We start from the raw sequence: 25,396 nt of genomic DNA on the forward strand, positions 1-25,396 counted from the left end.
ACCTCTTCCAGCCGCAGGAATGCGCCAACTACTTCAGCTCCTGCGGCTATGATCCGGACTGAACGGAATCCGCTCTAGTTGTCGAATTCGGACGGAAAATAGCCGCTCGAGGGTGCTGTCAGTTTAACGCAAACCGCTCTCCACCAGATGCACCTCGGGCTTTGAGGCTAGTCGCCTAGCTAGCGAGCACCTGCCACTCCGCAAGCGCTGCGGAGCGTCGTTCCCGGTAGGTCTGTCGGTCGGTAAGATGGCGCTCCAGGCTAAAGTGGTTGTGGACGTTGGCGTGCACGGAAGCGAATTTCTGCAGGGTCTTCATCTGCCTGAACCGGAGCATCGCCCGCTCTCGTCGTCGGAACGGCAGGTGAGAGTTCTCCACCCGGTTGTTGGCCCAGCGGCCCACCTCCTGCTTCTCGGCGTTGCCGAGGTCGTTCATCGCTGCACGATAGGAGCGCAGACCGTCGGTGGTGATCGCCTCTGGTGAGCCGTGGCGCTTCAGCGCCTTCTTCATGAAGGTGAGCGCCGCTGCCTTGTCGCGCGTCTTGGTGACGTAGCTCTCCAGCACCTCGCCCTCATGATCGACGGCTCGCCACAGGTAGACCATCTCGCCGTTCAGCTTCACGTACATCTCGTCCAGGTGCCAGCGCCAGTGACGGAAGCCACGCTTGTGGTTGACTCGCTTCCTGCGTACCTCGCCGGCAAACAGCGGCCCGAACCTGTTCCACCACAGCCGCACCGTCTCGTGGCAGATGTCGATCCCGCGCTCGAACAACAGGTCCTCGACGTTCCGCAGGCTGAGCGGAAACCGGACGTACATCAGCACCACCAGCCGGATCACCTCGGGCGAGGAGTTGAAGTAGCGGAACGGACTGGCTGGCTTGCGCGGGCGGGGCATACCATTACCCGTACTCTGCCACCATTACCGGCTGGTGCATTACAGCTGACAGCGCCCGACAGAACGTTTGCATCACTTCGCTGATCCGACTGCAGGCTGCTGTTAATTACTGACGCCACGTTAATCGGAAAAATGCCGGCTAGGGTCAGGACTCATTGGTCACAGCCAGAAGATGACAGTGGCCGCGAGGGCAACGGCCGAGAAGAAGACCGTTGGGCATCGGTCGTAGCGGGTGGCGACGCGACGCCAGTCTTTCAGGCGGCCGAACATGATCTCGATGCGGCTACGACGCCGGTAGCGGCGTTTATCGTATCTGACCGGCTCGTTGCGCGATTTCCGACCTGGGATGCAGGGCTGAATGCCTTTGGCTTCCAGGGCATCCCTGAACCAGTCGGCATCATAACCGCGATCACCAAGCAGCCATTGCGCCTTTGGCAGATCGTCGAGCAGAGCTGCCGCGCCGGTGTAGTCGCTGACCTGCCCGGCGGTCATGAAGAAGCTCAAGGGCCGTCCGTCCGCATCGCTGACGGCATGCAACTTGGTGTTCATGCCGCCTTTCGTGCGGCCGATCAGGCGGCCGAGATCCCCTTTTTAACCCGCAGGCTCGATGCCGTGCGGTGTGCCTTCAGGTAGGTCGCATCGATCATGACGGTCTTTGGCACGGCCTCCGCTGCCGCGAGACCCTCCATCATGCGCAGGAAGACGCCTCGTTCACCCCAGCGCTTCCACCGGTTGTACAGCGTCCTCTCGACTGCGCTCGAGACAGGCTTGTGTGGACCTAGGCGCTCGGTGCATCACACCAGCGCAGTCCGTTGCGATTGACGAAGACGATGCCACTCAGCACCCGCCGGTCATCGACCCGCGGCTTGCCATGGCTCTTGGGGAAGTACGGCTGCAGGCGCGTCATCTGCTCATCCGTCAACCAGTACAGGTCGCTCATCCACGGTCTCCTTGCGGAGCCTGAATCAGATCGCGACGCTCACATCAATGGGTCCTGACCCTAAGGCGTTCCATCATGCAGGCCGCAACAGGCCGCGTGATTGGTGGCATTGCTGTCAGAACTGTAAAGACAAGATCGTTAGCAGCAGGAAGACGTTCAGGGCCAGCACCACGATCAGGGCGATCCGAAATCCCTGCCTGCGGATCAGCAGGAACAGGAGCGAGAGCAGTCCGACAAGCCCCAATGCCGCAAGCATGAACAGCTTATCGAAGGCGCTGCTCATCGCGTTTCCGGCAGCGTCGCCACCTGCGGAAGATGAGTATCCGCCGAAAGCAAAGTGCGCCAGAAAGAGGTTCAGGAGCGCCATGGCCCAAAAGGTCAAGACGATCGGAGACGGCCATCTACGTTCCGTCCCACGTGGCCTGACAGCGCGTTCGATGTGATCCATTGTCTGTCGATCGCATGGCTCCGACCCTTCGTCCAGCGCTCGGCAAAAGATCCACACGGCGGCACGCAAGCCTTACTGTTCGACACCAGAGGAACGTGCCTTATGAAGGCGGAGTCATCACGATCTCAGGAACTCGTCCATCATGTTTAAGCCAAGATCCGCCACACTGTGCATGCTTGCTACAGCGACATTCGGCTTGTCCGCGTGCGGAAAGGGAACCAACACCACCACTAACGTTGCCGATGGCGCAGCCAATCAGGTGGGCACGGCCGGTACATCGGCTGCACCAGAGGTTGCGGCGCTTAATATTTCGGAAGGACCGGACGTCTGTTTCCGAGCGATCGCCAAGCACCTTGGCCCAAACGCCAAGGTTTCAGAAATCAATTCTTTCTTCAGTTCGGGCAAAGACATCGACAGCAGCGATGACGAACCGCAGGGACAGTTGACCGTCTGTTCGGTTCAGTATCAGGATCCGACCGATGCGAGGAAGCTGCTCAGCACGTCCTTGAACATGCGCACAGGCAAGTTTGCGGCGCCAAGCCCAGTCGACATCACGGTCAGTGGTGGTGATGCGTCTGAATTCAAACTGGCGGATTACATCACCCCGATGGCGCAGGTGAACGCAGCGGCCCTGGCGCCGTTCATGGAAGCCCAGAAGGGTCCTATGAGCAAGATCTACAGCCGCTCCGCTTGGTCGGGGATACGGCTGATGTCGCCGGGCGCCTTTAGCGACGTCCACGTGCTGCGGCTCGACATCGATGGTCGACTCGCCGCCAACGATATCAAGGAAAGCGGCTATGCCGAGTTCACCACCGATGGCAAAACGCTCAAGGAGAACAACTTGAAGCCGTAATCATCGGGCGTGCCGCCGCCGTGATCTCGTGTCGTGGCGGCGGGCTTCGCATCGTGCGTCGTGGCCGTCAGGCCCTGCTAATTAGCGTGCAGACCTGATAGATCGGGCAGGAATCTACTGCTGTGGCTTTGGCCGAGATGGCTGATTTTCGATTACGGTACGCCGCCATAGCGGTAGGATCGGAATACCCCATTGATCTCGTACCGTTCGCCAACGACCATTCCGCTGCACCTGCAACGATGTCCAGAACGGGAAGGTATCGCGGTAAGCCGTCCGTACCAGCAGTCGGCCTGATCCTGCTATGAGGGCATCCAGCCCTTCCGCCAGTTCGGCCGGCAGCCCGACATCCGGGCTTCCGGGAGTTGCTCCATCGAGTATCCAACCGTCGCCCCAGCAATGGACGGAGCCTTTCTCGAGCGCTAGCGTGATGGCAAACGAAAGCCCCTGTTGGACAGGTAAGGTGCAGACGACCTCAAATGGCACGTCGTCTGGCCATTGCAGATCAAGATGATGGCGCTGAGCCAAATCGATAAAGGCTGCGCGGGCAGCGGGCTGATAATTCGCCCATGTCCATCCGCTATCTGCCATGGCTCGCGGCGATGGCAGTGCAGGCGGGACCGCCGATGCGACCGGCCACGCCAGAACCTTCGCCTTGCCCTGCTCGAACTCCTCGTTCGAGATAAGACCTCGCTCGCGTAGCTCCTGCAGTTCGCGTATTTCGCTAGCAAGCGTTCGGACCGGTGTTGGCGGCACGAGGGCTTTGCGCGATGGCAAGCACAAGAGCAATGCAACGGCAATGGGGCCGCTCAGGACTCCCAGGATCGTCCACAGCACCACCGATCTATCCCTAAGGGCCGCGATCACGCCGCTCAGGATTGTGCTGACGAACATGGACAGCATAAGTCCGTTCATAGGGCGGTCCACCAACCTGAAAACGACGCCTGCTATGGCTGCGAAAGCACGGATCGGGGAGCGTTGCCATTCTTAAACTCGCTCCCCAAGACGCCCACTTAGGCTCTTTCGAGCGACCTACTCTACCGCGCACACTTCAGCGGCAATTCGTCCGCTCTTCGCGTTGCAGATCTCGTTGACGGATCGAGTGCCTTTCCAGTCGACCTCTGTCCTCCGCAGCCTCCCGTGCTGCCTACGGCTTCACGAAACCGGGCTGGCCGAAGCGGTTCAGGAAGAACGCGTACATGTCGGCTCGGAGCGCCAGGGTCTTGTCTCGACCCGAGCCGACGCCGTGGCCCGCGTCGTCATCGACCCGCAGCAAGGCCAAGTGCCGGTCTTGCCATGCAGCCCGCATCGTCGCGACGGCCTTGGCGGAATGCCAGAACGGGACCCGGTGATCGTTGAGCCCGACCGTGAACAGGAAGTCGGGGCCGCCCCTCGACTTCGGAACGAGCATGGTCGTGTCCTGCGCGACCAGAGCATCATACCCCTCCGCCGTGCGCGGATCGCCGAATTCGGCGAACTGGCTCGCGCCATTTTCGCCGCGGTCCAACGCGGTCGGGTTGACCATGCCGACGGACGCGGTGACCGCCCGGAACAGGTCTGGCCGGGCAAGCGCCGCAGGCGGCACGATCGTGCCTCCCGCACTCGTGCCCCACGCACCCAGCGTCCGCGGGGTAGCGAAGCCGAGGGCGACCAACCGCTCGCCGCATGCGATGACATCCTCCTGACCGCGGGGCTTGTTGTGGCTGCGTCCCGCCTCGTGCCACGCACGCCCCTGCTCGCCTCCTCCGCGCGCGTGACAGGTCGCGAACACGCCGCCGCGGCGCACCCATGTCAACGTGACCGGCCCGAAGAAGGGTGCCGCCACGGAGCCGTAAGAGGAATACGCCTCCAGGATCGTCGGCCGCGCGCCGGCAAAGGTCGCCGATGGAGCGAGGATGGTCAGCGGAACCTTGGTTCCATCCTTGCTCGTCGCGACCTCCTCGATCAGCCGCGCGCCGGCGACCACGGCAGCGTCCGTCTCGTTCCCGATGCCGACCGAGGTCGCCTTGCCGCCATCGAGCCGCAGATACTGCATGTCGTCGAGCCACCCGACGATCGACACGATCGGCGAGCCGCCGTCCGCCGGTGCGGACACGTTGCCGACCGCACCGGCGAACGGCAGCCTGACCTCGACCGGCGCTGCCGCACCGTAGCGCAGGAACAACAGTCGGCTCGAGCCAGTCGGGCGGAGCGCCGTGACGTACAGGCCGTCGCGGGCGGCCACGATCTCCTTCAGCACCAACCCGCCGCCGCCGAGCACCCGACGGCTGGCGGACAGCTTCGGGGCGCGGGCATCGACGCTGCGGACCTCCCCGTCGGGCAGTTCGCGCTGGGTGATGTAGTAGAGGGTATCGCCATGGACGGTGGCGCGCGTGACCCGGTCCTCGTAGTCCGCAACCGGCACCCAGGCGGCGGGGCCCGCAACGAGATCGGCCGTGCGCGCCAGCGCTATCCGGGAATCCGGTCGCGCCTGCCCGATCACGCCGATCGTCCAGGCGCTGCCGACGTCCGACCCGGGCAAAGCCGCCTCCTCCTTGCTGACGACGACCGTCGTCCTGGCGAGGCTTCCGAGCAGCGGCGCGTCCTCCGACGCCGGCCTGCCGATGACGTGGCGGTAGAGCGTCACGTCCTCCTGCACGTTCTTGCCTTCAATTCGCGCCATGCGGGTATAGAGCAGCGTTCTGCCGTCCGCCCAGTTCACCTGATCGCTCCACATCGGCGTCAGCACATCGTCCAACCGCTTGCCGGTCGCGACGTCATAGATGTAGCTCGCACCGATCTCGCTACCGCCCTTCGACAGCTGAACCACGACGAAGCGGCCGTCCGGCGACGCCTGATAGGTCCCGATCGCGGCATCCTTGCCGGGATCCACCAGCACGCGGTCCCGGCCGTTCTCGCGAACCATCAACACCGGCTGGTTGGCATCGGGCGCGATCAGTCCAAAGAACAGCCGCCCGCCGGCCGATGACACCTGGTAGATGCCGGGCTTCGCCCTGGAAGCCGTTGTGATCGCGGACAACAGCGCAGGGTACCCCGGCAGCGCCGACAGTTGTGCCCGAGTGTGCGCGCTCGATGCCTGCATCCATGTCGTCAGTTCCGCCTTCTGCCCGGCATCCTCCATCCAGCGCCACGGATCACTGACATCGTTGCCGAACACCCTCTCCCTGAACGGTACGCTCCTGGGCTGCGCGGGATAACTGGTGAGACTTTCGCCCGCCGCCTGCGCAGGGAGCGGCGCTTCCGAACACATCGCCGACATTACGGCTGCGATCGCGATCGTGGCGAGTCTTTGCGTCATATTGCCCCCCGGCACTCCAATCTACATGGTTCTGTTGCTTGTCGTCGAACCTGTCCAGCAGCGATGAAAAGATATTCTGCCGCGAGGTCACCATCTGGCGGGACGATGGCTGCCATGAGATGTAGCCCCGGAGGTTAGGGGACTCGCGATGGCCACCAGCTACACTGCACAACCGAAGCCGGATCACGGCTTCTTCATGAAGACGGCGATCGCAATGGCCGTGGTCATCGTTCTCGGCTTTTCAACACAGCTGGCAATGGGCCGGTCCACCTTCGCAGTGCCGTTGATGCTGCATCTCCATGCCCTGGTCTTCTTCGGCTGGACGCTGCTCTTCGTCGTGCAGACTGCGCTGGTCGGCCGATCGTCTGCACGCCTTCACAAACGCCTGGGGTGGGTCGGGGCGGTCTGGGCAACGGCCGTCGTGCTGCTCGGGATCTACACGACGGTCATGATGGTCCGCCGAGGTGCCGCTCCGTTTTTCTTCACGCCGTCCTACTTTCTGTACAGGCGTCGAAGTACTCCCGAGTCTCTTAGAGGGCGCTCGTTTCTCCAAACTGTTATAGAAACCTAAATGGCAACCGTTCCGAAAAGGGATCCGCGCCGGCCATCAGAATGAGCAGTTCTCCACGGTCAATCTTCTGCGGCTTGCGAAGGTGGCCTGACCTGTCTGCTATTCGTTCCTCTCAGCCGGCAGCTTGCACAGGCTAGAGTGCTCAGCCGGGTTCGTACTTTCGAGTAGCTAACTCAACGTCAATCATCCGCCGCGTCACGAACGAACCTGACCCAAGATCTCACTGATAGCACTGCCCCGCTCCCTTGAGCGTTCCAGTCCTTGCCTGCCATCGGGAAGCGCGTCGCCCCCTTCGATCAGGCGCTCAGAGGCGGTCAAGCCGCTCATCACCGATCTAAACGGTGGCGATCAGTCGCGTCATCCGGGTAAACAGGCGTTCAGAGGTGAAGCCTATCTGCTAGATCCTCAACCTGGCCAAGATGGAGCTTTTGACCCTTTCATGGGAAATCTGGTGAGCTTGAATCTGCGGGGGGCTGGAAGCGGATCGTCCGCAACCGAGGAGGTTTTCGTCCTTGAGCTCACCGCCAAGAACAGCCTGCCGCTGTTCTGGCTTTCCCTCCTTCGCAGGGATGATCTGGAGGGTGAATGGCAGCGTGAGATCCGTGCTTACTTTGCCGATCTCGAAGAGCATGACACGGAGCCCCCATCGCTCCGCCTGCAATGGCAGTCCGCGTGCGCGATGTTGGGCAAGGCGGAGGCACGGGTCGATCAGCGCACACCAGAGTTCGTCAGCCTTTTCCGGAGTTGGGCAGCGGCGCTTCGTACGACTGCCGAGGCGGGAGCCGCGCAGGAGGTGCGGCTCGAGCTGAGCTCCTATGCCAACTTTTTCGACGGCGTGGACGCGTTCCTGGATGAACTTAGAAAGGCGCATAGGGTATGGCACGGTGAAGGAGTGATGCCGTTTCGAGCGGTCACCAGCATCGGCAATGAGCTGACTGGCGTTGATGTGCAAACCGGCTCAGCATTCGCCAGCGCTGGCGTTGATCGGGTGGAGGCCGTGGCTTATGATACGTGCAAGACAAGCACGCGTTCTGCGCTGAAGTCAGCAAAGCTAGAGAGCCTGCAGGAATGGGCTGCAACGATCCTGTGCGCCGTCATAATCCTGGCAGGCGCGGTCATCGGCAATGTGACTTTCGGCCGCGTCGGGCTCTGGACAGGAGAACTCGTTGGAGTGCTTCTATGCGTTGCCGTTGGATGGCGGTTGGTGGGCGCCCGTATGCGAAAACGTTGATCATCAATCCGCGACAGCGCCGCGCTCAGCTAGCTTCTGAAATCGCAGGAATGAGACACGCAGTGCCGGGTGACGGCCAGCTTTGCTCTGGTCGTGCTGACCAGGCGCTCATATGCCGCAACGCACGGCCGGGGGAACATAATGATCGACAGACGCGAGCTGATCACCGGAAGCCTTGCCTTGGCCGCGGCGACGTCAGCAACTGCAAAGGCGGCACCTTCAACAAAGCGTCAGGCGATCGACGGGATCCTGCTATCGGCGGACTTCAACGGCGTACTCGCATACGGACGACAGGGTAAGCTCGAGCACATTCGCAGTGTCGGCATAGCCGATGTAGAAGGTAAACGTCCCGTCACTCGGCACACGCAGTTTAAATGGGGTTCGGCGTCCAAATGGTTGGCAAGCGCGACTGCGCTGCGCTTGGTCGAGCGTGACCTGCTATCGCTCGACGCACCCGTTTCGACCTACCTGCCGGATTTCCGCCGCGATACGGGCGACCGTGTGCTGTTTAAGCATCTGCTGTCGAACACCAGCGGTATCACCGACCTCCTGGTTCCCGCGATCAAGGCAGATCGATCGCTCCTCAATTCGACAGGGTCGCCGGCCGAGATCCTCTCGAGGTTCGGGTCCGGCGACTTGAAGTTCACCCCCGGCGAAGGATGGGATTATACCCCCCTTAACTGGGTGATCGTGGCTGCGATTTTGGAACGCCTAACCGACAGGCCTTTGGCGGAGTTGGTCAGGCAGATGGTGCTTCAGCCGCTGCAGATGACCGAGACTGGCTATGCGCAGGTTGGTCAACCCGCAATGCCGCAGCTGGCTGCGGCGTACGGCAGCGTCGTACCGCCTATACGCAAGATGACGGCGGTTCCGGCATACCTCGCCGGCAGCGGTAATACGGCCAGCACAGCGCGCGACGCCGTCCGCGCCGCGCACGGCATTTTCCATACCGGTCTTCTCAGCGATCGATCCAGGCGTGAACTCACGACGCTCCGTTGGCCAGACCAAGAATATGCCCTCGGGGGCCGAGTCCATCCGATTGGCACTGATCCTTGGGCGTGGGAGACCGGCAAGGTCGAGGGATATCGGGCCCTTATCGCGCACCGCCTGAGGCGGAGCGAAACCATCGTTATTTTCAACACGACCGACATGTCGCAGTCGCAAATCGGGGATTGGGTGGAGACTATCGCCACTGCTTGAGGGGGCGACGACGTGCCGGATTAGCGCAGAGCCTTTTCAATCCTACCTGCCTCCGGGAAACTGAGAGCGATTGATATACGTAATCGCAAGCAGCCGACGCGATGGATCCTGTTTCAGCGGCGTCCGTTGGCGACATGGAACGGTGAAGGATCGGAAGATGCGTTACACTCATGTGCTTGTAGTAGCATGTTTCATTGGCACCACGCCTGCTATTGCGCAGCACGGCAAGGTGCCCGATCAGGATCCTGTACGCGTGAAGTATGCCGACAGCCGCCAGTACCGGAATGAGCCGAAAGGCAACGCTGCGAAGCGCATGACACGATGCAAAATTGTGGTTCAGAAAGGGCAGGACAAGCGGGTCTGCGGAGTTCCAACCAACCGCAGCCCAGGCGACGGCCGAAACAGGTAATGTCCGGATCGCTGCACGCATTGGTCGTGCGGAATTCACATAGTTGCGGCTAGACTTCACGAAACACCGTCATCAGCGTCGGCTATATTCGCGTTGCGGCGGCGTCTCGCAGTGGCAGGCTGCGGCAGATGGCGCAATGCCGAGTGCTGCTGCTGGTGTGAATGTGAGCTCCCTGAATAACACTCTGTCTCGACCATAGCAGAGGGTTTTGGCAGACAAGTGCACCAGCTCGCGAATCAACCGTACATCACTCATTCTTCAGCAATCGAGCATAAGCCAGTAAAGCTGTCAGTGCTGCGGATCCGCTCGGCTTGGTTTAGAGAATGCACCCGTTTGCGTTCCGAAGGGCAGGCAAACGGGTTAGGATCTCGCCCTAGACGGGTCGTGTGCAGTTGCTTTGACAGCACCAACTTTAATATCGGTATCGGCGCAGTCCCCGAGCCCTCCACATGGGCGATGATGATCGTCGGCTTCGGCATGGTCGGCGGGGCGATGGGCCGTCGTCGCGTCAGCACGAAGGATAGCTTCGCCTGACCCATCATTCTGGGTGGTGTTGAGGAAGCCGCTGACCACTCCGCAGGGTCGTCAGCGGCTTCACTGTGCCTTGCCGGAGCAGGAGGGGCGGTTTGAGGCGGATCGTCCCAAATCGGGACGCACTCAACAGCCGATAAAAACATCAAATGATGAATGATTATACAGCAGTTAACACAAAAGATCGTCCCGATAAAAGGTCATGAGGTTGGTTTATGAAGACTTTCGGGATGCGGATTCTGGCTGCCGTAGCTATCTCAACGGCGTACTCGGCTCCTGCCAGCGCAACACCGACGATCTATACCGATCGCGTCGCGTTCGAGGCTGCCGCGGGAGCGTTGATGTTCGAGAGTTTCGAGCAGCAACGGGAAGCAGCCGCCAGCCAAGCCTATGGCGATTTCACCATTGCAGAAACCGGAGGAAATCCTGATTTAGTTTTCATCAACGGTGATCTAGGCGCGAGTTCCGGAAATTCAGCGGCATTCATTACTGATAACGGCAGCAGCGTCTTCTCGATTGTGTTTCAATCCGATGTGTACGCGGTCGGCTTCGACCTGCTGTCCTATGATACATCGAGGCTGACGATCGGGGGCGCGGCGCATTATAGCCTTACACTCGCAAATGGATCGACGCCATTCTTTGGCTTGATCGACAGCACGGGGTTTCGCGCCCTGTCGATCGATGCTGCCGGAGGCCCGACGTTCGCGATTGATGATTTGTCCTACGCGTCGACACCGGCAGGTGCAGTTCCCGAACCTGCAACGTGGGCGATGATGATCGGCGGCATGGGCGTAGTTGGCGGAGCGATGCGCCGCCGTCGCGTCAGCGCGGAAGTCTCGTTCGCTTAATTGATTTCCCCTGGCGGGGATGGGGAAGCCGCCGGTCGAGAGATTGTCGGCTTTGTCGTGCTGCCGGGACTCGCTCGGCTCTTGCCAACTAGAGCCCCGCTTGACGACGATTGGCTGAACGGCCCGCCCTTATGTTCCTGTATCTCACCGACGAGCCAGCGACTTCCCAGCGATCAACCTGGCAGATATGGTTCCGGCGTTAGCCAAATCGAGGATGTTGAATGCGACGAGCGAGTACCGGTTACACCGTATCGGCAGCTGCAACGGCAGTCCTTTTATCCTTAGCAGCGTGTGGTAACCAGCCGCAGCCGACACCGGCCCCAAGCATCCAGCCGGAGACCGTCGTGACTAGCCGCTCGGAAGGAAAGGCGATCGCGAACCCGCGCCGTGGTGGCTACAAGAAGTCCGATCCTAACGCGAAGGGTGGCTACAGGTCACCCGACTGAACCGCTGCGGCGGCGGAACTGCGGGACGTTCTATCCAGTTGAGCTTTTGCGAGCCCGTTTTGCCGCGGAGGTGGAGCCAGAACATGTCACTGAAGGATATCGTGGACGGTGCTGCCAGCACTATCGGCTCCGCTGCCGCAGCCGCATCTGACCCGGTTAACCCGAACACCGAACGATCCGCGATGCTCGACAAGCTCCATCAGGCCCGCACCGCCTACGATCTGGATCAATCGCCACAGGCCGGTGGGCAGTGGCTCGCACGCGACGACGCCGGGCGGGTGGCATTCACCCCGACACGTCCGGACGGCCAACCCATGGTGATCGGCGGACAGTCAGTCACAATCTGGCAAGTCGAAGAGCTTCCGGCGGTACTCGACGCCTTCGAAGCCGCAATCAAGTCGGGCGAACTTGATCCACAGCTTACCGGCTCTACACCCGCGGGGCACTCGCTGCCATTGGAGCGTCTCAAGCAGCGCTAATCTGTTTTTCCAACCCGAACGTGGCTTGTAGCTGCGCTTCGGTCATCTCAACCTTGTGATCGCGTGGGGAATACCGGCCCCCGCACCGTCATCCGCTCCGACGGATACGGCTGCTGGAGCGTAACCACATCGTCATAGCTACCCCGCAACCAACGATCCCAGTCCGCTTCATGCAGGATCGTGATCATCGCCTTGGGGTGGATCGGCGCGACCAGCTCGTTGGGGTCGCACGTGACCATTGTGAACCCGGCCCCCTTGCTCGTCTGCTGCCAGAACCCAGCGACAGCGAATACCGGCTGCTCTGGCACGTCGAACCACATCTCACCCTTGATAGGTGCGCCGTCTCCAACCTTGTGCTTGTCCGGCGTCCACTCGCAGAACTCGGTCAGCGGGACGAGGCAGCGGTTATGTGGTTCGGCCGCAAGCCGGCGCCACTGCGGCAGCCCCAGGTTGCGGACGTTGGTCATGGGCCACGGAGCAGCGCCGCCCAGAACGTCCCACAGCATCAGGTCGACGGCCCGCTGGTCACGCTCCTCGCGAATGACAAAGGCCTTACTCTTGGGGAACAGCTCGACCGGATCCTTGTTTGGCCGCACCACGTCCTGCGCCCAGCTCGCGCTGAAGCGCGCGAACAGCGTCTCCGGTTCGCCAGAGAGGCGGGCTCGGTTACACATCAGGCGAGCCCCGGTGCATAACTGTGCTGTCCGCCCCGACCGTGATCGCCGTGCCAGCGCCTGCGCTAACCGACCGGCAACCGCTCACGGCTTCTGCTCCGTGACAGCCGCAGCGTGCACCTTCTCGAGCCGATCAAGAATCACGTTGAGGTCGTCGCCGGTCAGCGCGCTTGCCTCGCTGACATAGTCGTTAGGGCTGAACGTGGCGGCGAAGGCGTGCAGGTGGTTTATCGCTGCGCCGAGGCGGTGAGTCGCATCTTCGTCGGTCATGGTGCCAGCCTATGTCCGCGGTTGTCGCCCGTCGACTCCTGCTAGAAGTCGGATCGAACGATGCGCCACCAACGGATGAACCGCTCCTGCCACGTTTCCTTCAATCGCTCACGACGACATCGCGGATCGACCGGACGCCAGGGGCGCCTGCTAGCGGGGCGGCGGGGCATGGTGCTGCATGACATGCCACCGCTTCCCGGGTGGTGAACGCCACGGACTTGCCACGTTCAGCTAGGCGCGAACCGTCGGCACCTCGGCGATGCTGGTGGTCCACGCCGGCGACCGCATCTCCGATCGCAGCTTCCACTCACGTTTGAACCCCTGCGACGCGGTCACCGCCGTCCACCGCCCGAACCGGCCGTTGATCTCGTCCAGTGCGCCCATCAGCCGGGTCCGCTTGTCCGTGTCTTCCTCGAACAGCGTCCTCGGACGCATGTCTGCGGCGACGAGATCGTCCAGCATGATCCCGGCCTTGGTGTAGGCGTAGCCGTCGCGCCACGCCCGTTCCGCTGCACGGCGAGCGGCCGCGATCAGTTCCAGGCTGTCGTTTGTCATGGGATGCAACGTAACCATGCGCGATCCAGCATGCTGCGGCCGCTCGGGCTTGTGCCTGTTGGTATGGAAGAAGGCGGTAAGCCGAGCGGCGACGAGGCCGTGGCTGCGCAGCTTCTCGCCGGCGCGCAGCGCATATTGGCTCAGCGCCCCCATCATCCCGTCGAAGCTCGTCACGGGCGTGCCGAAGGACCGGGTCACCGCCATGCCCTTACGCTGCGGCTGCACCATCTCGACGGCGGCGGACGGCACGCCGCGCAGCTCCGCCACCAGACGCTCCAGCACGACCGTGCCGACCGCTCTGGCCTGCTTCATCGGCATGTCGCGCAGCGCTCCCGCGGTGGTGATCCCGAGGTCGTCCAGCTTGCGCGCTGTCGCCCCGCCCACGCCCCAGACGTCGCCAACCGGAAAGGCGGACATGACGTGACGGCGGACATCCTCATCGCGCAGGTCGGCCACCCCGCCGAGCGCTGCGTCTTTCTTGGCGGCGGCATTGGCCAGCTTTGCCAGGGTCTTCGTTCCGGCGATGCCGACGCAGGTTGGGATGGTCGTCCACTGCCGCACCTGATCGCGCATGGCGTGGGCATGCTTGACGAGATCGCGGTCTTCAAACCCAGCGAGGTCGAGGAACGTCTCGTCGATGGAGTAGATCTCGAAGTCGCGGGCGAATGCCTCGCACGCCGCGATCACCCTGCGCTGCATGTCGGCGTAGAGCGTGTAGTTCGACGACAGGACCCGGATGCGATGCTGACGTACCTTTTCGCGCAGATGGTGGATCGGATCGCCCATCTTGATGCCGAGCGCCTTCGCTTCGGCCGAGCGGGCGATGGCGCACCCGTCGTTGTTGGACAGGACGATCACTGGCACTCCGACGAGGCTGGCGTCGAACGCCCGCTCGCAGGACACATAGTAGTTGTTACAGTCGATCAGCGCGATCGGCGTGGTCATGGCATCTTGCGGGCGACACCGACCACGACGCCCCAGATCTCCACGTTTTCATCGACGATAATGTGCGGAAAGCCTTCAGCCTCCGGCACCAGCCAGAAGCGGCCGTCCATCCGGCGCAGCCGCTTCAGCGTGCGGTCGCCGTGGACCAGCGCCACCACGATCGCGCCCGCCCGAGCCTGCTTGGCGCGGTTCACGACGATCAGGTCGCCGTCATTGATTCCCGCCCCCGACATGGACTGGCCGTCGACGCGCATGATGTAACTGGCAGCCGGATGCTCGACGAGCCAGGCACCCAGATCGATCGGGTCTTGCATGTCGTCCTGCGCGGGCGACGGAAACCCTGCGGGCGTTCGGCATAGAAAGTACGGCACCTCCCGCGGCACCAGATCATACGGTATTTCGTGGAGCCTCAACGCGCTCATGACTCGGTCCCTCGTTCGCGCGCATTGTAACGCTCACCAGAACGAATGGGGAACAGCAAATCGTAATCGGCTTGTCGCAGCTGATCGACCGGGCAGAGCGACCAGCAGTCGGCGTTCAGTCTCGGTGAGGGCCAGTGGTTGCTGCCCCTCCAATCGAATGGCGGCATAGCGGAACCTGTCGGACGCTCGATGGTCCGGCTGGTGATGCCCAGCCCCCCACCCGTGCCCGCCGCCTTCGTCATCAGCCGCGTCATGCGCCCGGGACACGAAGAGGCGTATGGTTCGTGGGTGGATCGCGTGATCGCTGCGGCGCAAGTCGATGGCGGGTTCATGTCGGCAGTGCGCCTCGATCAGGCGGGCAGCTTGCATCATCTCGTCCTGCACTTCGACGAGCGGCCGAGCTTAGAGCGTTGGTGGGAGGGCGCGACCTACATCGCGCTGGCGTCCGAGGCCGATGCCTTCTCGGTTGGCTTGGACCAGAACGACAGCGGCAGCGTCATGGGCTTCGATCTGCCCAGCGAGGTTGCCGCCAAGAAGTGGAAGACGGCACTGGTAACCTGGCTGGGGGTAGTGCCGACGCTGCTGATCGTGAGCAGCGTCGTCGGATGGGCACTGCCCGACGTCCCGCGTGTCCTGCAGCAGATCGTGTCCTCGGTCCTGCTCACGTCCGCGCTGACGTGGCTGATCCTCCCGAAGGTGCGAGGCTGGTCACGGTTCTGGATGATGCAGAATGAGCAAGGGGATCTGCGAAAGGAGCCAGGCTGAAGCAAGCGGCCGCATTCGTCAGGCGTGGTCCGGTCTACGTGACACGAACACCGCGTTCCTGCCGACCGGCGATCAGCTTCTTCAGCTGCTCCTTGATGGTCAGTCCGCTCGTCTCCGTCTCCACGTTCTCGTAGTGCTCCTCGCGAAGCTGCGCCCGGATCTCCGGTATTGAAGTAGCGGTGCCGATGCGGGCAATCTCGATTGCACGCTCGACTGTCGACCTGCTGCCATCCGACCGCTTCACAGGCTCAAACCACGGTGCTTGATCTCGGCTAGCAGAGCGTCAGCCTCGGGATCGCCGGCGCGCTTTTCCGTGCCATTGTAGGCGGCGACCAACCGATCGTCCGGCCAGTCAGCTTCGATCTTGCTGATCTCGCCCTGGCAGTTGTTGATAGCTTCGTCGCTTCCCGCAGAACTTTGCGGCTGCTGCATCTCGCCCAGCGTGCCGCGGAGACTGCGGAGTTTGGCGATGTCGTGCAATTCGGTGCTGGTCATGGCCGACCGTAGGCGTAGCGTGGTCTCGCACACGATGATCCAGATCATCCGATCGCGAGATCGAGGTCAACGGCCGGTGCTGGCTCCCGAGGCGGCTGTCCGCTCCTTCATCAGCTGGTTGAGCTGGGCCTTTATCAACATGCCGCTTGTCGCAGCCTCGACTTCCCGGCGCCCCTCGCTGTTCAGCCGCACCCGGATGCCGTCGAGATTAGTGGCCAGGCCGTTCCGGGCGATCTCAACCGCGCGCTCCACCGTCGAGCGGTCGCCCCTCCAATGTCGCATGCGTCAGATCCTCGATGTTCGTCCTGATGCCAGCTCTATGCCAGGCCGGTTAAGAACATGCCTGCCTGGTGCAGCTCCGTCCCATTGATCTGTCGGCAGCGGTCGACCACCAGGCGCGCTTCGACGATGCAGCCGCCGCTGTGACCTGATCGCCGGCGACGCCTGGCTTCATCGCGTGCCGTGCACCGAGTGAAGCAGGTCGGGTGCGGCTAGTCCGTTGGCCTTCAGCAGCGGCTTCAGCAGTTCGTGGAGCATCGTCACATTCCGCTCAGCGACGTTGAGCCGGTCTCGCAGCTGCCCGATCTCTGTGGTGTCTTCCATCGACATGGTATTCTCCTGAAGTCGGACCCAAGCCTACGGTCAAGCAGGCCTATCGCGTGCCCGTTCGCCAGCTTCATCCGCTGGTTCGATGACCACGTCGATGTGCACGTCGTCGCCGCCTGACGAGCCCAGCGGCTTCCTGGTCGCCTTGCCATCCATCGTCACATCAAGTTCGCCAGTCACGCCGATCTCGTCGAGCGCCGACTGTATCGCGGCCGCCACGTCCTTGGCATCTGCCATGACTTGTCTGCTTGTAATCGGCGGAACCGAGGATCGCTCCGCCCTGTGGCAGCGACCTAGCACGGATCGGATCGGCAGGCGAACGTCGGGCCGGTGCAGTCGGATCGGCACATCACAAGTCGATGAACAGCTCTGAGCATCCAGCGTTGGTCACCCCATGCACATCGACAATTCAGTCGCTCCGGTCAGCCTCGACCGTCGTCATCGCGCGCGATTGAAGCTGAAGGTCGGCCGACGTTCGGCACTGAGGCTAGACCTCGCGATCAGCTCGTCCGGCCTGCTGGCGATCGGCGGGCTGGTGTCGTCCATCCTGCTCGCAACGGCGGTGGTCGTCCAAGTCGCTACGCGTGGGCACGACACAAAGGACGGCGCGGCAGTATCGCCCCATCAGGAAGCCATTCCCATCCCCTGATGCAGCAGTTGGTCATACTTCGCAGCAACCGCCTTCCACATCCTGACATCGTCCCAATCACCAGCGATTGCGGCGGCGCCGATCCGTTCAGCTATGTGCCTCGACCCTTCTCGACCGTGTTCCTGTTCGAGCTTGAGCGTGAGGCTCCATAGCTCGTGATCGCACGCCATACTGTCACCTGCTGCCGTTCACCGCCTCCCGAACCCAGCCATGCTGTTCTCGCCGCTGTCGGTCCGGTCGCGACCGGCCAACACGTTCTCCAGCTCGGCCAGCGAATGCGGCACGTCCAGGTGCTGAGCTCCGAGGAAAAGGCGGGTTCCCGCACCCTCAGGCACAGCATGGGTCAGCTTGTCGATGTCCACCAGCGCCTTGCCGGATGGAAGGATGTCGATCTGAACGAACCGCATGATGATCTCCGAGGGTTGCCTGACTGGGCCGATGCAGGTCAACGCGCGATTGTGGAACATGGATCGCGGGCAACTGCCGCGCACCCAGCTTGCCCGATCTTGCGTTGAGGCCCGACACGAAGGAGCGAATCATGATCGATCCCGACACCACGCAGGATAAGGAAGAAGCAGAAGAGATGGAGAAGGTGCAGGAGGACGCTGCTGAAGAGCGCGAGGAGAACGGCGGTTATCAGTAAGCCAGATCGAACGGCAGGTGACCCGGTTGCGTCCCTGCCCCGGCGCTCTATCACGTGGTGCTGATCGCCGCCGCTGGTGATGCAGTAGCGCCTCCCGCGCAGTCCGATGCAGATGCTGCCACCGGAACGCAGCCGACGGCCGCCGACATATTCGACTTGACCTGTTCGGTCGCTGGCGACTCACACCACTTGCCGCCTCCAAACCTCCCCTGATCGTTCATGCTTACCTTGACAGCCTACTCAGAATTTTGACTGCTCGACCCGAAGCTTCGTGCCCGATGAGGTGCGTTCGGGGACGGCTGGCATCTCCGGCACACGGGGAGCGGCCCCGTCGCGTCGAACTACATACGTCGATCCCGTTTCCTCGAAGTGCAGGACCAGGATCATAGCCACGGGCGCAGTCGTGAGGAGCAGCAGTAAGAAGCCTATCAGCCACTGATTGGCCTCGAGAGGTTGCGAGACGTTACCGCTGGGCCGCAGTGACGGGCCAGGCCGTATCGGGCGCCTGCCCGCTTGGGTGGGGTAGGACGAGCGGTGCGAGGTGTATGAGCGGGAAGACGGCGGAAGTCGCGAGCGATCGTAGGCGGCACGTGCTTCCTTCTTACCCAAGACGGCATACGCCTCGTTGATTGCTTTTGCGCGGGCAGAAACGTCCTCACCGAAGTTTGCGTCGGGGTGATATCGGCGGAGCAGTGCCTTCCACGCGGCGTGAATAACCGCACGATCTGCCGTAGGGGGCACTCCCAGCACAGAGTAATAGTCGGGCGAGTTAGCCATGCGCATTTCACCTGTCGCTAAACGCCAAGCAGGCATGTTCGCGTGTCGCGCCATATGCCTGCTGACGCTGCGGGCAAATCGAACGGACCAGCTCCTGACGTAGTATGAAGTAACGGCTCCTGCAGCGTTCTGCTACTTCGATGAAGCTGTCAGTGCCGCGAAACTGCTTGTTTTGTTTCCTAGGATGCCGCCGTTTGCCTGTTGGTTGATAGGCATACGGGACAGGGTCTGGCCCCGGTCTGCTCATTGGCGTTCCTTGGGAGTACCATCGACACTGCGACAAACGTGCCCGCAGTGACGAAGCAAACTGGACTTGAGCGCCCACTAGAGCGACAGGATGCCCGACTCGGATGCGCAGCGAGGGCGGACGAGTCAGAGCCCTGATCGGCGTGACCGACAGGGCTGCCGGTGGTGGCAGCGGCACTGGAGCCGCTGCGAGCACAAGGACACCACCATGCCAAGACTCAGCGACACGCAGGCCATCCTGCTGACCCACGCCGCGCAGAACGACACCGCCAGCCTGTATCCTCTGCCGCAGACGCTGCGCCGCGGTGGCGGCATCACCAAGGCCATCGCCGCGCTTGTGAGCGCCGGCTTTGTGGAAGAGCGCGAGACCCAAGAGCCGGGTGCCGTGCACCGCACCGACGGCGATCTGCGCTATGGCATCTTCGCTACCGCGGCGGGCCTGGCCGCCATCGGCATCGTGGATGGCGAGCAAGGCGCGGCGCAGCCGCCATCGCCCGAGCCTGCTGCTGCCGCACCACGGGTCACCAAAGCCAGCACGGTGGTGGCACTGCTGTCGCAGCCTGCGGGCGCAACGCTGCCGGAGCTGATCACCGCCACCGGCTGGCTGCCGCATACCACCCGCGCTGCGCTGACCGGCCTGCGCAAGAAGGGCCACGCTATCGTGCGGTACAGCCGCGATGGCGCGACCTGCTACCGCATCGACGCCGGGGCGGCCGCAGCATGAGCGCTGTCGAGGCGGAGATCGCCGCGCTGGAGGCGCTGTCCTCGGCGGCCCTGCGCGAGCGGTGGTCCGCGCTGACCGGCAGCCCGGTGCCGCGGATCAGCCCGAAGCTGCTACGATTGGCGCTTGCGTGGGAGCTGCAGGCGCGCAGCTTCGGCGGCCTGTCGCGGGCGACCACGCGCACGCTCGACCAGCTCGGCCGCGGCGAGACGCTGACCGCCCCTGCCCGCCCCGGCATGCGGCTGGTGCGCGAGTGGCAGGGCCGCGTGCATGTGGTGACGGTGGGAGAGGATCGGGTCGTCCGCTGGGAGGAGCGGCCATATCGTTCGCTGAGCGAGGTCGCCCGCGCGATCACCGGCACCCGCTGGTCCGGACCTGCCTTCTTCGGCCTGAAGAAGAAGGTCGCGGCATGAAGCCTGTCCTGAGCAGAGCCGCGACCACGGTCCGCTGTGCGATCTACACGCGCAAGTCGAGCGAGGAGGGCCTGGAGCAGGACTTCAACTCGCTCGATGCGCAGAGAGAGGCGTGCAGCGCCTACATCCTCAGCCAGGCCAGCGAAGGCTGGCTGCTGAGCGGTGAGCGCTATGACGATGGCGGCATCTCGGGCGGGACGCTCGCCCGCCCTGCCCTGCAGCGGCTGCTGGCCGATGTCGCAGGCGGCGAGATCGACATCATCGTCGTCTACAAGGTCGACCGGCTGACGCGCTCGCTGCTCGACTTCTCGAAGCTGGTGGAGGCCTTCGATGCCGCCGGCACCAGCTTTGTCTCGGTCACCCAGTCGTTCAACACCACCACCAGCATGGGGCGGCTTACCCTCAACATGCTGCTCTCCTTTGCCCAGTTCGAGCGGGAGGTCACCGCCGAGCGCATCCGCGACAAGATCGCCGCCTCCAAGGCCCGGGGCATGTGGATGGGCGGAACGCCGCCGCTTGGCTACGCCCCTGATGGACGATCCCTCAGAATCGTCGAGGAGCATGCCGCCATCATCCGGCACATCTACGCGCGGTATCTGGCGCTCGGCTCGGTGCGCAGCCTGTCAGAGGAGCTGGAACGCACCAATATTAGCGCGCCGGTCCGCACCACGCTCGGTGGCAAGGCGTTTGGCGGTGTCCGCTTCTCGCGCGGCAACCTCTATTCGATCCTGCGCTGTGCGACATACGTCGGCGAGATCCACCATCAGGGACGCGTTCACGCCGGCCTCCATGCGCCGATCATCGCGCGCGACATGTGGGAAGCGGTGCAGGCAAAGCTCACCGACAACCGCCAGGGCGAGCAGCGCCGCGGTGGCCGGGCAGCGACCAGCCTGCTCGCCGGCCGCGTCGTGGATGCGCGAGGGCAGCCGCTGGTCGCCACCCATGCCGCCAGGGGGAAGGCCCGCTACCGCTACTATGTCAGTCGTGACCTGCAGACCGGCTCCAGCGACACCGGGCTGCGCATTCCGGCCACGGAGCTGGAGGCTGCCGTCACCCGGCGGATCGCTGCGCTATTTGCCGACCCGGTTAAGCTTGCTGCTGCCGCACAGCTCGAGCTGACGCCGGACAGCTTTGCCGCCGCCGCAGCGAAAGCCGACGCGATTGCGACGGGTGCGCCCGCTATCCTGAAGGATGCTGCCCGCAGCATCGTCACCTCGGTGCAGATCCATGACGAGCGTATCGACCTGGTCTGCAATGCTGCAGCCATTGCCGGGATCCTTCAACTCACCAGCAACGCCACCACAGTAGAATGCATCACCATCCGCTCGGAGGTGCGGCTCACCCGCTCAGGACGTGTCATGCGGCTGGTGCATGCCAGTGGCAGCGGCGTGACCGCGACCGCCAACGGATCGCTCGTCCGCCTCATCCTCAAGGCGCGGCGCTGGTGGAGCATCCTCAAGGCGGGCGAGATCGATGTCAGCACGCTCGCTGCCCGCGAGAACGTGCAGGCAGGCTATGTCACCCGGGTGTTGCGGCTGGCTTTCCTGGCACCAGCGGTCGTGGAGGCGGTCCTTGCCGGCAACATCAGGGCTGGTGTGGATGGAGCGACATTGACCGCCACCGGGGGAGTGCCGGCAATGTGGAATAAACAGGTTGCTGTTTTACTGCCAGAGCAACGCTGATCTTCCCGTTCAGCCGGCGTTAGGTCGGCTGAGGCGAGTTAGAGGCTACTCAGCCGACAGAAGAGAACAGCCGCATGTCCCAGCCTTCGCGCAGATCCCTGCTTCTCGGTGCAGCGTTGATGGCCCCGCTGCTCGCTCTGCCAGCCTGCGTCACAGGCGGGCCTGGTGGAGGTTTGACCGAGGGCCTGCGACGCCTGCTGGAGATCTCCAGCCAGCGTGCGCTTGCCCGCCTGGCAACATCAAACGGCTACCTGAACGATCCCGCTGCGCGCATTAAACTTCCAGGTGGAAGCAGCGATCGTTCTGCCGCGGTTCTCGGTGCCCTGTTGCGTTCGGCACCGGTGCAGCGTGAACTGACGCTGGCGATCAACCGCGCCGCGGGCGAAGCTGCGGATCGCGCCGCGCCGCTTGTTTATGACTCGATCCAGTCCCTCACCTTTTCGGATGCACTCGGCATCGTCCACGGCGGGCCGACCGCCGCCACCTCCTACCTTGAACGATCCATCGGCGATCAGATCATCGATGCGATGTTCCCCGAGATTGGTGAGGCACTTCGGCAGTTCGGAGGCGGGTCGATCCTCGGGCCGGTCCTTGGCGCGGCGACCGGCATCGACATACCCGCGATCCAGCGCGCAGTGACCAGCCAGGCTTCACAAGGGCTCTGGCGTGCGATTGGCCGGGAAGAAGCGGCCATTCGCGCCGTACCGGCGCGTGCCGGCGATCCGCTTGTCGAGGCGATACTGACCGGTCGGATACCAAGCTAGACTAAGGCCAGCGTTCGTCTTCGACAGTGCGAAAAACGCGCTTGCCGATCATGGCAACCGACGCAGAACTGTGCCGTCAGCAGACCGAGGAGCAGCGCAAGGAAGCCGAGACTGCCCTCCTCCCGATCACACCCGTTCCTTGTGCATCAACGAGCGAACGCCCACGTCGTTCGTTTGGAAGGATATCGATGAGCTACGACATGGTCTTTCTGAAGGACGCTCTCGAAATTGCCCGTGAGCCGATCAGCGGCAAATTAGGCGAGGCGATGGTTCAGGCTGAAGATGCGGTGCGAAGCGGGCAGCATGAGCGCGTGGAGATCCGCAACGAGGACGAAAAGATCATCTTCTGTCACCCACGCATGAAGTTCGGTGCGCCCTAACGAAGCCTGCTGATAATATGGCTGAATTCGCCAGATTTGGCTAGAAATCTGACCTGGAGCGCTGCGCTCATCGCCAACGACGCTCGACGTTCGCGCGGGGCGTACCAAGCGGCAGGACGTGCTCCCTGCCGCTGCTTTACGTGCGGGTTCTAGCCTTCAGTCCTTGAGAGCAGCCGGAACCCTGCCGCCGCTCTTCTCCAGCTCGCGCATGACCGCCTTGTGCAGCCAGATGTTCATCTCCGCACTGCCATCTTTCGAGCCGTGGTAGCCGAGCTCACCTGCGAGTTCCTGCCGGTTGGCGAGGCTGGAGTCGAGATCGAGAAGCTTCATCAGATCGACAATCGATGTTCGCCAGTTCAGCGACATTCCCTTCCGCGCAGCCATGGCCTGAAGCACGGCCTCAACGTCGACGCTGTCCGCAGTCGCCGAATGCTGGGTAGGCGCGGCTGCCGGGGCCGGCGCGGCTGAGGGTGCCGAAACCGTCGATGCTGGAGTGGTGTCGAGCCTCGGCTCGGGGGCCGTCGCAGGCGCATCGGGTTTAGGCGTGCCGAAGTGCCCGCTGCCCAGGACACCTCGCTCGCCGAAGATTGCCGATTTGATTTTGCCGAAAATGCTCACGCTCAACTCCAATGCTGGTGAAATGCTGAAACGCAGCGACTGCGTCCAGGTGCCGCCGTCAGCCTTCGGTTCATGGCCCGACGTCGACGGCACCACTCTGCACGCGCAGGGCTTTGCCAGCCTTGAACCCGAGAGCTGCACCGATGCGATCATCCCAGCCATATGGGTCGTTGCGGACGATCGGCTCGTCCGCATCGTCGAACAGCACCGTCTGATAGAGCATGCGGACCGGGATCTGCCCTGGCAGCTTCACGAAGGTCTCCTTTCCGCTCGCCCGCGCTGTATGCCACTCATCCAGGACGCCCTCATCCTTCGCCAGCATTTCCGCAAAGCCGAGCGCATCCTCGACCCGGACACAGCCATGACTACGTTGCCGCTGCACCATGGCGAACAGGGGCTTGGCGGGTGTGTCGTGCAGATAAATGGCATGGTCGTTCTGCATGTCGAACTTGACCAGTCCCAACGAGTTTTTGGGCCCCGGCTGCTGCACGATCCATCCATCCTTCCACACCATGTTATTGGCCTTGAGGTAGCCAGAACCCTTGTTGGCTATTTCCTTTTTCTGGATCGAGCGAGGCACGGTCCAGGTCGGGTTCGCCACCAGCCGGAAAATGGGCGATCCAAGCTGCGGCGTTTCGGTGTCGGGCTCACCGACGATAACCTTGCGGCTATCGACGATCTTGCCGTCACGCCAATACGTCAGTCGGGCGGCGGCCAGGTTCACGTCGATGCGCGTTGCAGGCGGTGTCCGCTCCAGCCACCGCAGCCGCTCCATCGAGACAGCGATAGCGCGGCTGCGATCGACGTCGGACATGTTGAGGATCGCCAGCGCTTCACTGCCAATGATGCCGTCCGGCTTCATTCCGTAATCGGCCTGCATCTGTCGAACGGCTGTAATCAGCTTGGGCGTATACCGATCGCCTTGAGCATCCTCCGGAGTGACATAGTCGAGAATGGCAAGCTCGCGTGCAATAGCCGGGATACGGGGATCCGCCGCCCCTGGCTTGATCGCCTCTCCCATCACCGGGATCTCTGCAACCGGCTGGGCCGGCGCCCTGAGCAACTTGAGGTAGGCGTCAGACAGTTTCTTGTAGTTGGCGTCCTGCGGAGCGAGGCTGGCAAACCATCCGGTCAGGTCGCCGGCACGCAGCGCGTTGGCAAGCCCGGCCTTCAGATCAGGGGATGGTCGCGGCACAGTGTAAACATCGTACAATTGCGTGGGGTCAGCGGCACCACGCGCCAGCGCTGCCGCGTAGCGCATTGCCTGTCCGGTAAGATCCGCGTCCGCGTTCGAAGTGGCGCCGAAGTCAACCTTGTCGAGCCCGTGCGCAGCTCGCGCCTCAAGAGCCTTGCGCAACTGCTCCTTTGCCTGGGCGGACCACTGGGGCTGCGCTGTCGCCTCTGCTGCCGGAGAGGTTGAGTTTTCGTCCGGACCAAAACGGACGCTGCAAGCGGACAGCGAGAGTCCAATCGCCAGAGACCAACCCACTGTTAAACGCACACGTTGTTCCTCAAAGCTCGGTCTGGATGAACGTTGCTCAGCCTGTCGGCTGCTCGCCCGTCAAGCTGCGCCTTCGACCTAGCGCGGGTACAGCCCGAATGTTCAAGTTCGTCGCGCCGGTATCGCT

Annotated in this window: 32 protein-coding genes and 2 pseudogenes; 15 read left to right on the plus strand and 19 right to left on the minus strand. The window is 62.9% G+C overall.

Translation table 11 applies throughout. From position 1 onward, the window contains the following. Window positions 1–175: 175 nt before the first annotated feature. The 3 genes and pseudogenes from AC0CH8_RS18370 to AC0CH8_RS18380 form a co-directional block, all read right to left on the minus strand. Complete coding sequence (locus AC0CH8_RS18370; protein ID WP_465241124.1) at window positions 176–892, minus strand: IS6 family transposase; 717 nt, start codon at window positions 890–892, stop codon at window positions 176–178. A gap of 159 nt (window positions 893–1,051) precedes the next feature. Further along, window positions 1,052–1,832: pseudogene (locus AC0CH8_RS18375) on the minus strand (IS5 family transposase). Window positions 1,833–1,947: 115 nt separating this feature from the next. Next, on the minus strand, window positions 1,948–2,199 hold the full coding sequence (locus AC0CH8_RS18380; RefSeq protein ID WP_465241125.1) for a hypothetical protein: 252 nt from the start codon (window positions 2,197–2,199) through the stop codon (window positions 1,948–1,950). A gap of 253 nt (window positions 2,200–2,452) precedes the next feature. Here AC0CH8_RS18380 and AC0CH8_RS18385 point away from each other — a divergent pair, with 253 nt between their 5' ends. Next, window positions 2,453–3,133, plus strand: coding sequence for a hypothetical protein (locus AC0CH8_RS18385; protein ID WP_465241126.1), 681 nt, complete (start codon window positions 2,453–2,455; stop codon window positions 3,131–3,133). A 114-nt stretch (window positions 3,134–3,247) separates the two neighbouring features. Here the strand turns inward: AC0CH8_RS18385 and AC0CH8_RS18390 are convergent, their stop codons facing one another. Beyond that, entirely contained in the window at window positions 3,248–4,033 is a 786-nt protein-coding gene (locus AC0CH8_RS18390; protein WP_465241127.1) for an SHOCT domain-containing protein, read from the minus strand. Window positions 4,034–4,277: 244 nt separating this feature from the next. Beyond that, complete coding sequence (locus tag AC0CH8_RS18395) at window positions 4,278–6,428, minus strand: prolyl oligopeptidase family serine peptidase (RefSeq protein WP_465241128.1); 2,151 nt, start codon at window positions 6,426–6,428, stop codon at window positions 4,278–4,280. 148 nt (window positions 6,429–6,576) lie between these two features. On the opposite strand from AC0CH8_RS18395, the gene AC0CH8_RS18400 reads away from it, so the two are divergent. The 7 genes and pseudogenes from AC0CH8_RS18400 (at window position 6,577) to AC0CH8_RS18430 (ending at window position 12,143) form a co-directional block, all read left to right on the plus strand. Continuing rightward, window positions 6,577–6,999, plus strand: coding sequence for a hypothetical protein (locus tag AC0CH8_RS18400; RefSeq protein WP_465241129.1), 423 nt, complete (start codon window positions 6,577–6,579; stop codon window positions 6,997–6,999). 439 nt (window positions 7,000–7,438) lie between these two features. After that, entirely contained in the window at window positions 7,439–8,230 is a 792-nt protein-coding gene (locus tag AC0CH8_RS18405) for a hypothetical protein (RefSeq protein ID WP_465241130.1), read from the plus strand. A gap of 141 nt (window positions 8,231–8,371) precedes the next feature. After that, window positions 8,372–9,430, plus strand: coding sequence for a serine hydrolase domain-containing protein (locus AC0CH8_RS18410; protein WP_465241131.1), 1,059 nt, complete (start codon window positions 8,372–8,374; stop codon window positions 9,428–9,430). A gap of 157 nt (window positions 9,431–9,587) precedes the next feature. Further along, entirely contained in the window at window positions 9,588–9,839 is a 252-nt protein-coding gene (locus AC0CH8_RS18415) for a hypothetical protein (RefSeq protein ID WP_465241132.1), read from the plus strand. A 423-nt stretch (window positions 9,840–10,262) separates the two neighbouring features. Then, window positions 10,263–10,373, plus strand: a pseudogene (locus AC0CH8_RS18420) (PEPxxWA-CTERM sorting domain-containing protein); the annotation flags it as partial. Window positions 10,374–10,585: 212 nt separating this feature from the next. Beyond that, a complete protein-coding gene (locus AC0CH8_RS18425; RefSeq protein WP_465241133.1) occupies window positions 10,586–11,218 on the plus strand; it encodes a PEPxxWA-CTERM sorting domain-containing protein in 633 nt (210 codons plus the stop codon). Window positions 11,219–11,747: 529 nt separating this feature from the next. Beyond that, entirely contained in the window at window positions 11,748–12,143 is a 396-nt protein-coding gene (locus AC0CH8_RS18430) for a hypothetical protein (RefSeq protein WP_204199839.1), read from the plus strand. 47 nt (window positions 12,144–12,190) lie between these two features. On the opposite strand, the gene AC0CH8_RS18435 is transcribed toward AC0CH8_RS18430, so the two are convergent. The 4 genes from AC0CH8_RS18435 to AC0CH8_RS18450 all read right to left on the minus strand — a co-directional run bounded on the left by AC0CH8_RS18435 (window position 12,191) and on the right by AC0CH8_RS18450 (window position 15,009). After that, complete coding sequence (locus AC0CH8_RS18435; protein WP_204199840.1) at window positions 12,191–12,817, minus strand: SOS response-associated peptidase family protein; 627 nt, start codon at window positions 12,815–12,817, stop codon at window positions 12,191–12,193. Window positions 12,818–12,901: 84 nt separating this feature from the next. Next, window positions 12,902–13,087 carry a hypothetical protein gene (locus AC0CH8_RS18440; protein WP_204199841.1) on the minus strand — a complete coding sequence of 62 codons (186 nt, stop codon included), beginning with the start codon at window positions 13,085–13,087 and terminating at the stop codon, window positions 12,902–12,904. Between the two features lie 231 nt (window positions 13,088–13,318). Beyond that, a complete protein-coding gene (locus AC0CH8_RS18445) occupies window positions 13,319–14,587 on the minus strand; it encodes a Y-family DNA polymerase (RefSeq protein WP_465241134.1) in 1,269 nt (422 codons plus the stop codon). After that, the gene (locus tag AC0CH8_RS18450; RefSeq protein ID WP_204199843.1) at window positions 14,584–15,009 is read right to left on the minus strand and encodes a LexA family protein; all 426 of its coding nucleotides are present in this window, start codon (window positions 15,007–15,009) and stop codon (window positions 14,584–14,586) included. Before AC0CH8_RS18450 ends, AC0CH8_RS18445 begins: the two co-directional genes overlap by 4 nt. 189 nt (window positions 15,010–15,198) lie before the next feature. Between AC0CH8_RS18450 and AC0CH8_RS18455 the strand changes: the two genes are divergently transcribed. Then, window positions 15,199–15,774 carry a hypothetical protein gene (locus tag AC0CH8_RS18455; protein WP_465241135.1) on the plus strand — a complete coding sequence of 192 codons (576 nt, stop codon included), beginning with the start codon at window positions 15,199–15,201 and terminating at the stop codon, window positions 15,772–15,774. A 34-nt stretch (window positions 15,775–15,808) separates the two neighbouring features. On the opposite strand, the gene AC0CH8_RS18460 is transcribed toward AC0CH8_RS18455, so the two are convergent. The 5 genes from AC0CH8_RS18460 to AC0CH8_RS18480 all read right to left on the minus strand — a co-directional run bounded on the left by AC0CH8_RS18460 (window position 15,809) and on the right by AC0CH8_RS18480 (window position 17,112). Further along, entirely contained in the window at window positions 15,809–16,018 is a 210-nt protein-coding gene (locus AC0CH8_RS18460) for a hypothetical protein (RefSeq protein ID WP_465241136.1), read from the minus strand. Further along, a complete protein-coding gene (locus AC0CH8_RS18465) occupies window positions 16,015–16,317 on the minus strand; it encodes a hypothetical protein (protein ID WP_465241137.1) in 303 nt (100 codons plus the stop codon). The genes AC0CH8_RS18460 and AC0CH8_RS18465 overlap by 4 nt, the downstream gene beginning before the upstream one ends. An 18-nt stretch (window positions 16,318–16,335) precedes the next feature. Continuing rightward, a complete protein-coding gene (locus tag AC0CH8_RS18470; RefSeq protein ID WP_465241138.1) occupies window positions 16,336–16,521 on the minus strand; it encodes a hypothetical protein in 186 nt (61 codons plus the stop codon). A gap of 198 nt (window positions 16,522–16,719) precedes the next feature. Then, the gene (locus tag AC0CH8_RS18475; protein ID WP_465241139.1) at window positions 16,720–16,872 is read right to left on the minus strand and encodes a hypothetical protein; all 153 of its coding nucleotides are present in this window, start codon (window positions 16,870–16,872) and stop codon (window positions 16,720–16,722) included. Window positions 16,873–16,911: 39 nt separating this feature from the next. Then, the gene (locus tag AC0CH8_RS18480) at window positions 16,912–17,112 is read right to left on the minus strand and encodes a hypothetical protein (RefSeq protein ID WP_465241140.1); all 201 of its coding nucleotides are present in this window, start codon (window positions 17,110–17,112) and stop codon (window positions 16,912–16,914) included. A 157-nt stretch (window positions 17,113–17,269) separates the two neighbouring features. Here AC0CH8_RS18480 and AC0CH8_RS18485 point away from each other — a divergent pair, with 157 nt between their 5' ends. After that, on the plus strand, window positions 17,270–17,524 hold the full coding sequence (locus AC0CH8_RS18485) for a hypothetical protein (RefSeq protein WP_465241141.1): 255 nt from the start codon (window positions 17,270–17,272) through the stop codon (window positions 17,522–17,524). Here AC0CH8_RS18485 and AC0CH8_RS18490 read toward each other — a convergent pair. The 3 genes from AC0CH8_RS18490 to AC0CH8_RS18500 all read right to left on the minus strand — a co-directional run bounded on the left by AC0CH8_RS18490 (window position 17,500) and on the right by AC0CH8_RS18500 (window position 18,998). Then, on the minus strand, window positions 17,500–17,694 hold the full coding sequence (locus AC0CH8_RS18490) for a DUF6961 family protein (protein WP_465241142.1): 195 nt from the start codon (window positions 17,692–17,694) through the stop codon (window positions 17,500–17,502). The genes AC0CH8_RS18485 and AC0CH8_RS18490 overlap by 25 nt on opposite strands. 18 nt (window positions 17,695–17,712) lie before the next feature. Beyond that, window positions 17,713–17,991, minus strand: coding sequence for a hypothetical protein (locus AC0CH8_RS18495; RefSeq protein ID WP_204199851.1), 279 nt, complete (start codon window positions 17,989–17,991; stop codon window positions 17,713–17,715). A gap of 416 nt (window positions 17,992–18,407) precedes the next feature. Next, the gene (locus tag AC0CH8_RS18500) at window positions 18,408–18,998 is read right to left on the minus strand and encodes a J domain-containing protein (RefSeq protein WP_465241143.1); all 591 of its coding nucleotides are present in this window, start codon (window positions 18,996–18,998) and stop codon (window positions 18,408–18,410) included. Between the two features lie 400 nt (window positions 18,999–19,398). Here AC0CH8_RS18500 and AC0CH8_RS18505 point away from each other — a divergent pair, with 400 nt between their 5' ends. From AC0CH8_RS18505 to AC0CH8_RS18525, 5 genes are all read left to right on the plus strand, one after another. Then, a complete protein-coding gene (locus AC0CH8_RS18505; protein WP_465241144.1) occupies window positions 19,399–19,914 on the plus strand; it encodes a DUF3489 domain-containing protein in 516 nt (171 codons plus the stop codon). Next, a complete protein-coding gene (locus AC0CH8_RS18510) occupies window positions 19,911–20,324 on the plus strand; it encodes a DUF2924 domain-containing protein (protein ID WP_465241145.1) in 414 nt (137 codons plus the stop codon). Before AC0CH8_RS18505 ends, AC0CH8_RS18510 begins: the two co-directional genes overlap by 4 nt. Next, window positions 20,321–22,006: a recombinase family protein gene (locus tag AC0CH8_RS18515; RefSeq protein ID WP_465241146.1), complete on the plus strand. Its 1,686-nt coding sequence runs from the start codon at window positions 20,321–20,323 to the stop codon at window positions 22,004–22,006. Before AC0CH8_RS18510 ends, AC0CH8_RS18515 begins: the two co-directional genes overlap by 4 nt. Window positions 22,007–22,179: 173 nt before the next feature. Continuing rightward, window positions 22,180–22,770 carry a DUF4197 domain-containing protein gene (locus AC0CH8_RS18520; protein WP_465241147.1) on the plus strand — a complete coding sequence of 197 codons (591 nt, stop codon included), beginning with the start codon at window positions 22,180–22,182 and terminating at the stop codon, window positions 22,768–22,770. A 188-nt stretch (window positions 22,771–22,958) separates the two neighbouring features. Beyond that, window positions 22,959–23,150 (plus strand): hypothetical protein, encoded by a 192-nt coding sequence (locus AC0CH8_RS18525; protein ID WP_465241148.1) that lies wholly within the window; start codon window positions 22,959–22,961, stop codon window positions 23,148–23,150. Window positions 23,151–23,306: 156 nt separating this feature from the next. Here AC0CH8_RS18525 and AC0CH8_RS18530 read toward each other — a convergent pair whose 3' ends face one another. After that, window positions 23,307–23,864 carry a DUF3597 domain-containing protein gene (locus AC0CH8_RS18530; RefSeq protein WP_465241149.1) on the minus strand — a complete coding sequence of 186 codons (558 nt, stop codon included), beginning with the start codon at window positions 23,862–23,864 and terminating at the stop codon, window positions 23,307–23,309. Then, a complete protein-coding gene (locus AC0CH8_RS18535; RefSeq protein WP_465241150.1) occupies window positions 23,839–25,269 on the minus strand; it encodes a L,D-transpeptidase family protein in 1,431 nt (476 codons plus the stop codon). The genes AC0CH8_RS18530 and AC0CH8_RS18535 overlap by 26 nt, the downstream gene beginning before the upstream one ends. Window positions 25,270–25,396: the final 127 nt, after the last annotated feature.

The organism is Sphingomonas sp. AC435, assembly GCF_979253005.1.

What these genes read in the sequence shown, in the direction of transcription:
- AC0CH8_RS18480 (WP_465241140.1), bottom strand. Translation starts at nt 17,112, where the DNA reads ATGGCAGATGCCAAGGACGTGGCGGCCGCGATACAGTCGGCGCTCGAC.
- AC0CH8_RS18505 (WP_465241144.1), top strand. Translation starts at nt 19,399, where the DNA reads ATGCCAAGACTCAGCGACACGCAGGCCATCCTGCTGACCCACGCCGCG.
- AC0CH8_RS18510 (WP_465241145.1), top strand. Translation starts at nt 19,911, where the DNA reads ATGAGCGCTGTCGAGGCGGAGATCGCCGCGCTGGAGGCGCTGTCCTCG.
- AC0CH8_RS18475 (WP_465241139.1), bottom strand. Translation starts at nt 16,872, where the DNA reads ATGGAAGACACCACAGAGATCGGGCAGCTGCGAGACCGGCTCAACGTC.
- AC0CH8_RS18465 (WP_465241137.1), bottom strand. Translation starts at nt 16,317, where the DNA reads ATGATCTGGATCATCGTGTGCGAGACCACGCTACGCCTACGGTCGGCC.
- AC0CH8_RS18450 (WP_204199843.1), bottom strand. Translation starts at nt 15,009, where the DNA reads ATGAGCGCGTTGAGGCTCCACGAAATACCGTATGATCTGGTGCCGCGG.
- AC0CH8_RS18515 (WP_465241146.1), top strand. Translation starts at nt 20,321, where the DNA reads ATGAAGCCTGTCCTGAGCAGAGCCGCGACCACGGTCCGCTGTGCGATC.
- AC0CH8_RS18370 (WP_465241124.1), bottom strand. Translation starts at nt 892, where the DNA reads ATGCCCCGCCCGCGCAAGCCAGCCAGTCCGTTCCGCTACTTCAACTCC.
- AC0CH8_RS18435 (WP_204199840.1), bottom strand. Translation starts at nt 12,817, where the DNA reads ATGTGTAACCGAGCCCGCCTCTCTGGCGAACCGGAGACGCTGTTCGCG.
- AC0CH8_RS18400 (WP_465241129.1), top strand. Translation starts at nt 6,577, where the DNA reads ATGGCCACCAGCTACACTGCACAACCGAAGCCGGATCACGGCTTCTTC.
- AC0CH8_RS18415 (WP_465241132.1), top strand. Translation starts at nt 9,588, where the DNA reads ATGCGTTACACTCATGTGCTTGTAGTAGCATGTTTCATTGGCACCACG.
- AC0CH8_RS18485 (WP_465241141.1), top strand. Translation starts at nt 17,270, where the DNA reads ATGCACATCGACAATTCAGTCGCTCCGGTCAGCCTCGACCGTCGTCAT.
- AC0CH8_RS18390 (WP_465241127.1), bottom strand. Translation starts at nt 4,033, where the DNA reads ATGCTGTCCATGTTCGTCAGCACAATCCTGAGCGGCGTGATCGCGGCC.
- AC0CH8_RS18410 (WP_465241131.1), top strand. Translation starts at nt 8,372, where the DNA reads ATGATCGACAGACGCGAGCTGATCACCGGAAGCCTTGCCTTGGCCGCG.
- AC0CH8_RS18430 (WP_204199839.1), top strand. Translation starts at nt 11,748, where the DNA reads ATGTCACTGAAGGATATCGTGGACGGTGCTGCCAGCACTATCGGCTCC.
- AC0CH8_RS18395 (WP_465241128.1), bottom strand. Translation starts at nt 6,428, where the DNA reads ATGACGCAAAGACTCGCCACGATCGCGATCGCAGCCGTAATGTCGGCG.
- AC0CH8_RS18380 (WP_465241125.1), bottom strand. Translation starts at nt 2,199, where the DNA reads ATGGCGCTCCTGAACCTCTTTCTGGCGCACTTTGCTTTCGGCGGATAC.
- AC0CH8_RS18490 (WP_465241142.1), bottom strand. Translation starts at nt 17,694, where the DNA reads ATGGCGTGCGATCACGAGCTATGGAGCCTCACGCTCAAGCTCGAACAG.
- AC0CH8_RS18495 (WP_204199851.1), bottom strand. Translation starts at nt 17,991, where the DNA reads ATGTTCCACAATCGCGCGTTGACCTGCATCGGCCCAGTCAGGCAACCC.
- AC0CH8_RS18455 (WP_465241135.1), top strand. Translation starts at nt 15,199, where the DNA reads ATGGTCCGGCTGGTGATGCCCAGCCCCCCACCCGTGCCCGCCGCCTTC.
- AC0CH8_RS18500 (WP_465241143.1), bottom strand. Translation starts at nt 18,998, where the DNA reads ATGGCGCGACACGCGAACATGCCTGCTTGGCGTTTAGCGACAGGTGAA.
- AC0CH8_RS18525 (WP_465241148.1), top strand. Translation starts at nt 22,959, where the DNA reads ATGAGCTACGACATGGTCTTTCTGAAGGACGCTCTCGAAATTGCCCGT.
- AC0CH8_RS18385 (WP_465241126.1), top strand. Translation starts at nt 2,453, where the DNA reads ATGCTTGCTACAGCGACATTCGGCTTGTCCGCGTGCGGAAAGGGAACC.
- AC0CH8_RS18425 (WP_465241133.1), top strand. Translation starts at nt 10,586, where the DNA reads ATGAAGACTTTCGGGATGCGGATTCTGGCTGCCGTAGCTATCTCAACG.
- AC0CH8_RS18405 (WP_465241130.1), top strand. Translation starts at nt 7,439, where the DNA reads ATGGGAAATCTGGTGAGCTTGAATCTGCGGGGGGCTGGAAGCGGATCG.
- AC0CH8_RS18440 (WP_204199841.1), bottom strand. Translation starts at nt 13,087, where the DNA reads ATGACCGACGAAGATGCGACTCACCGCCTCGGCGCAGCGATAAACCAC.
- AC0CH8_RS18445 (WP_465241134.1), bottom strand. Translation starts at nt 14,587, where the DNA reads ATGACCACGCCGATCGCGCTGATCGACTGTAACAACTACTATGTGTCC.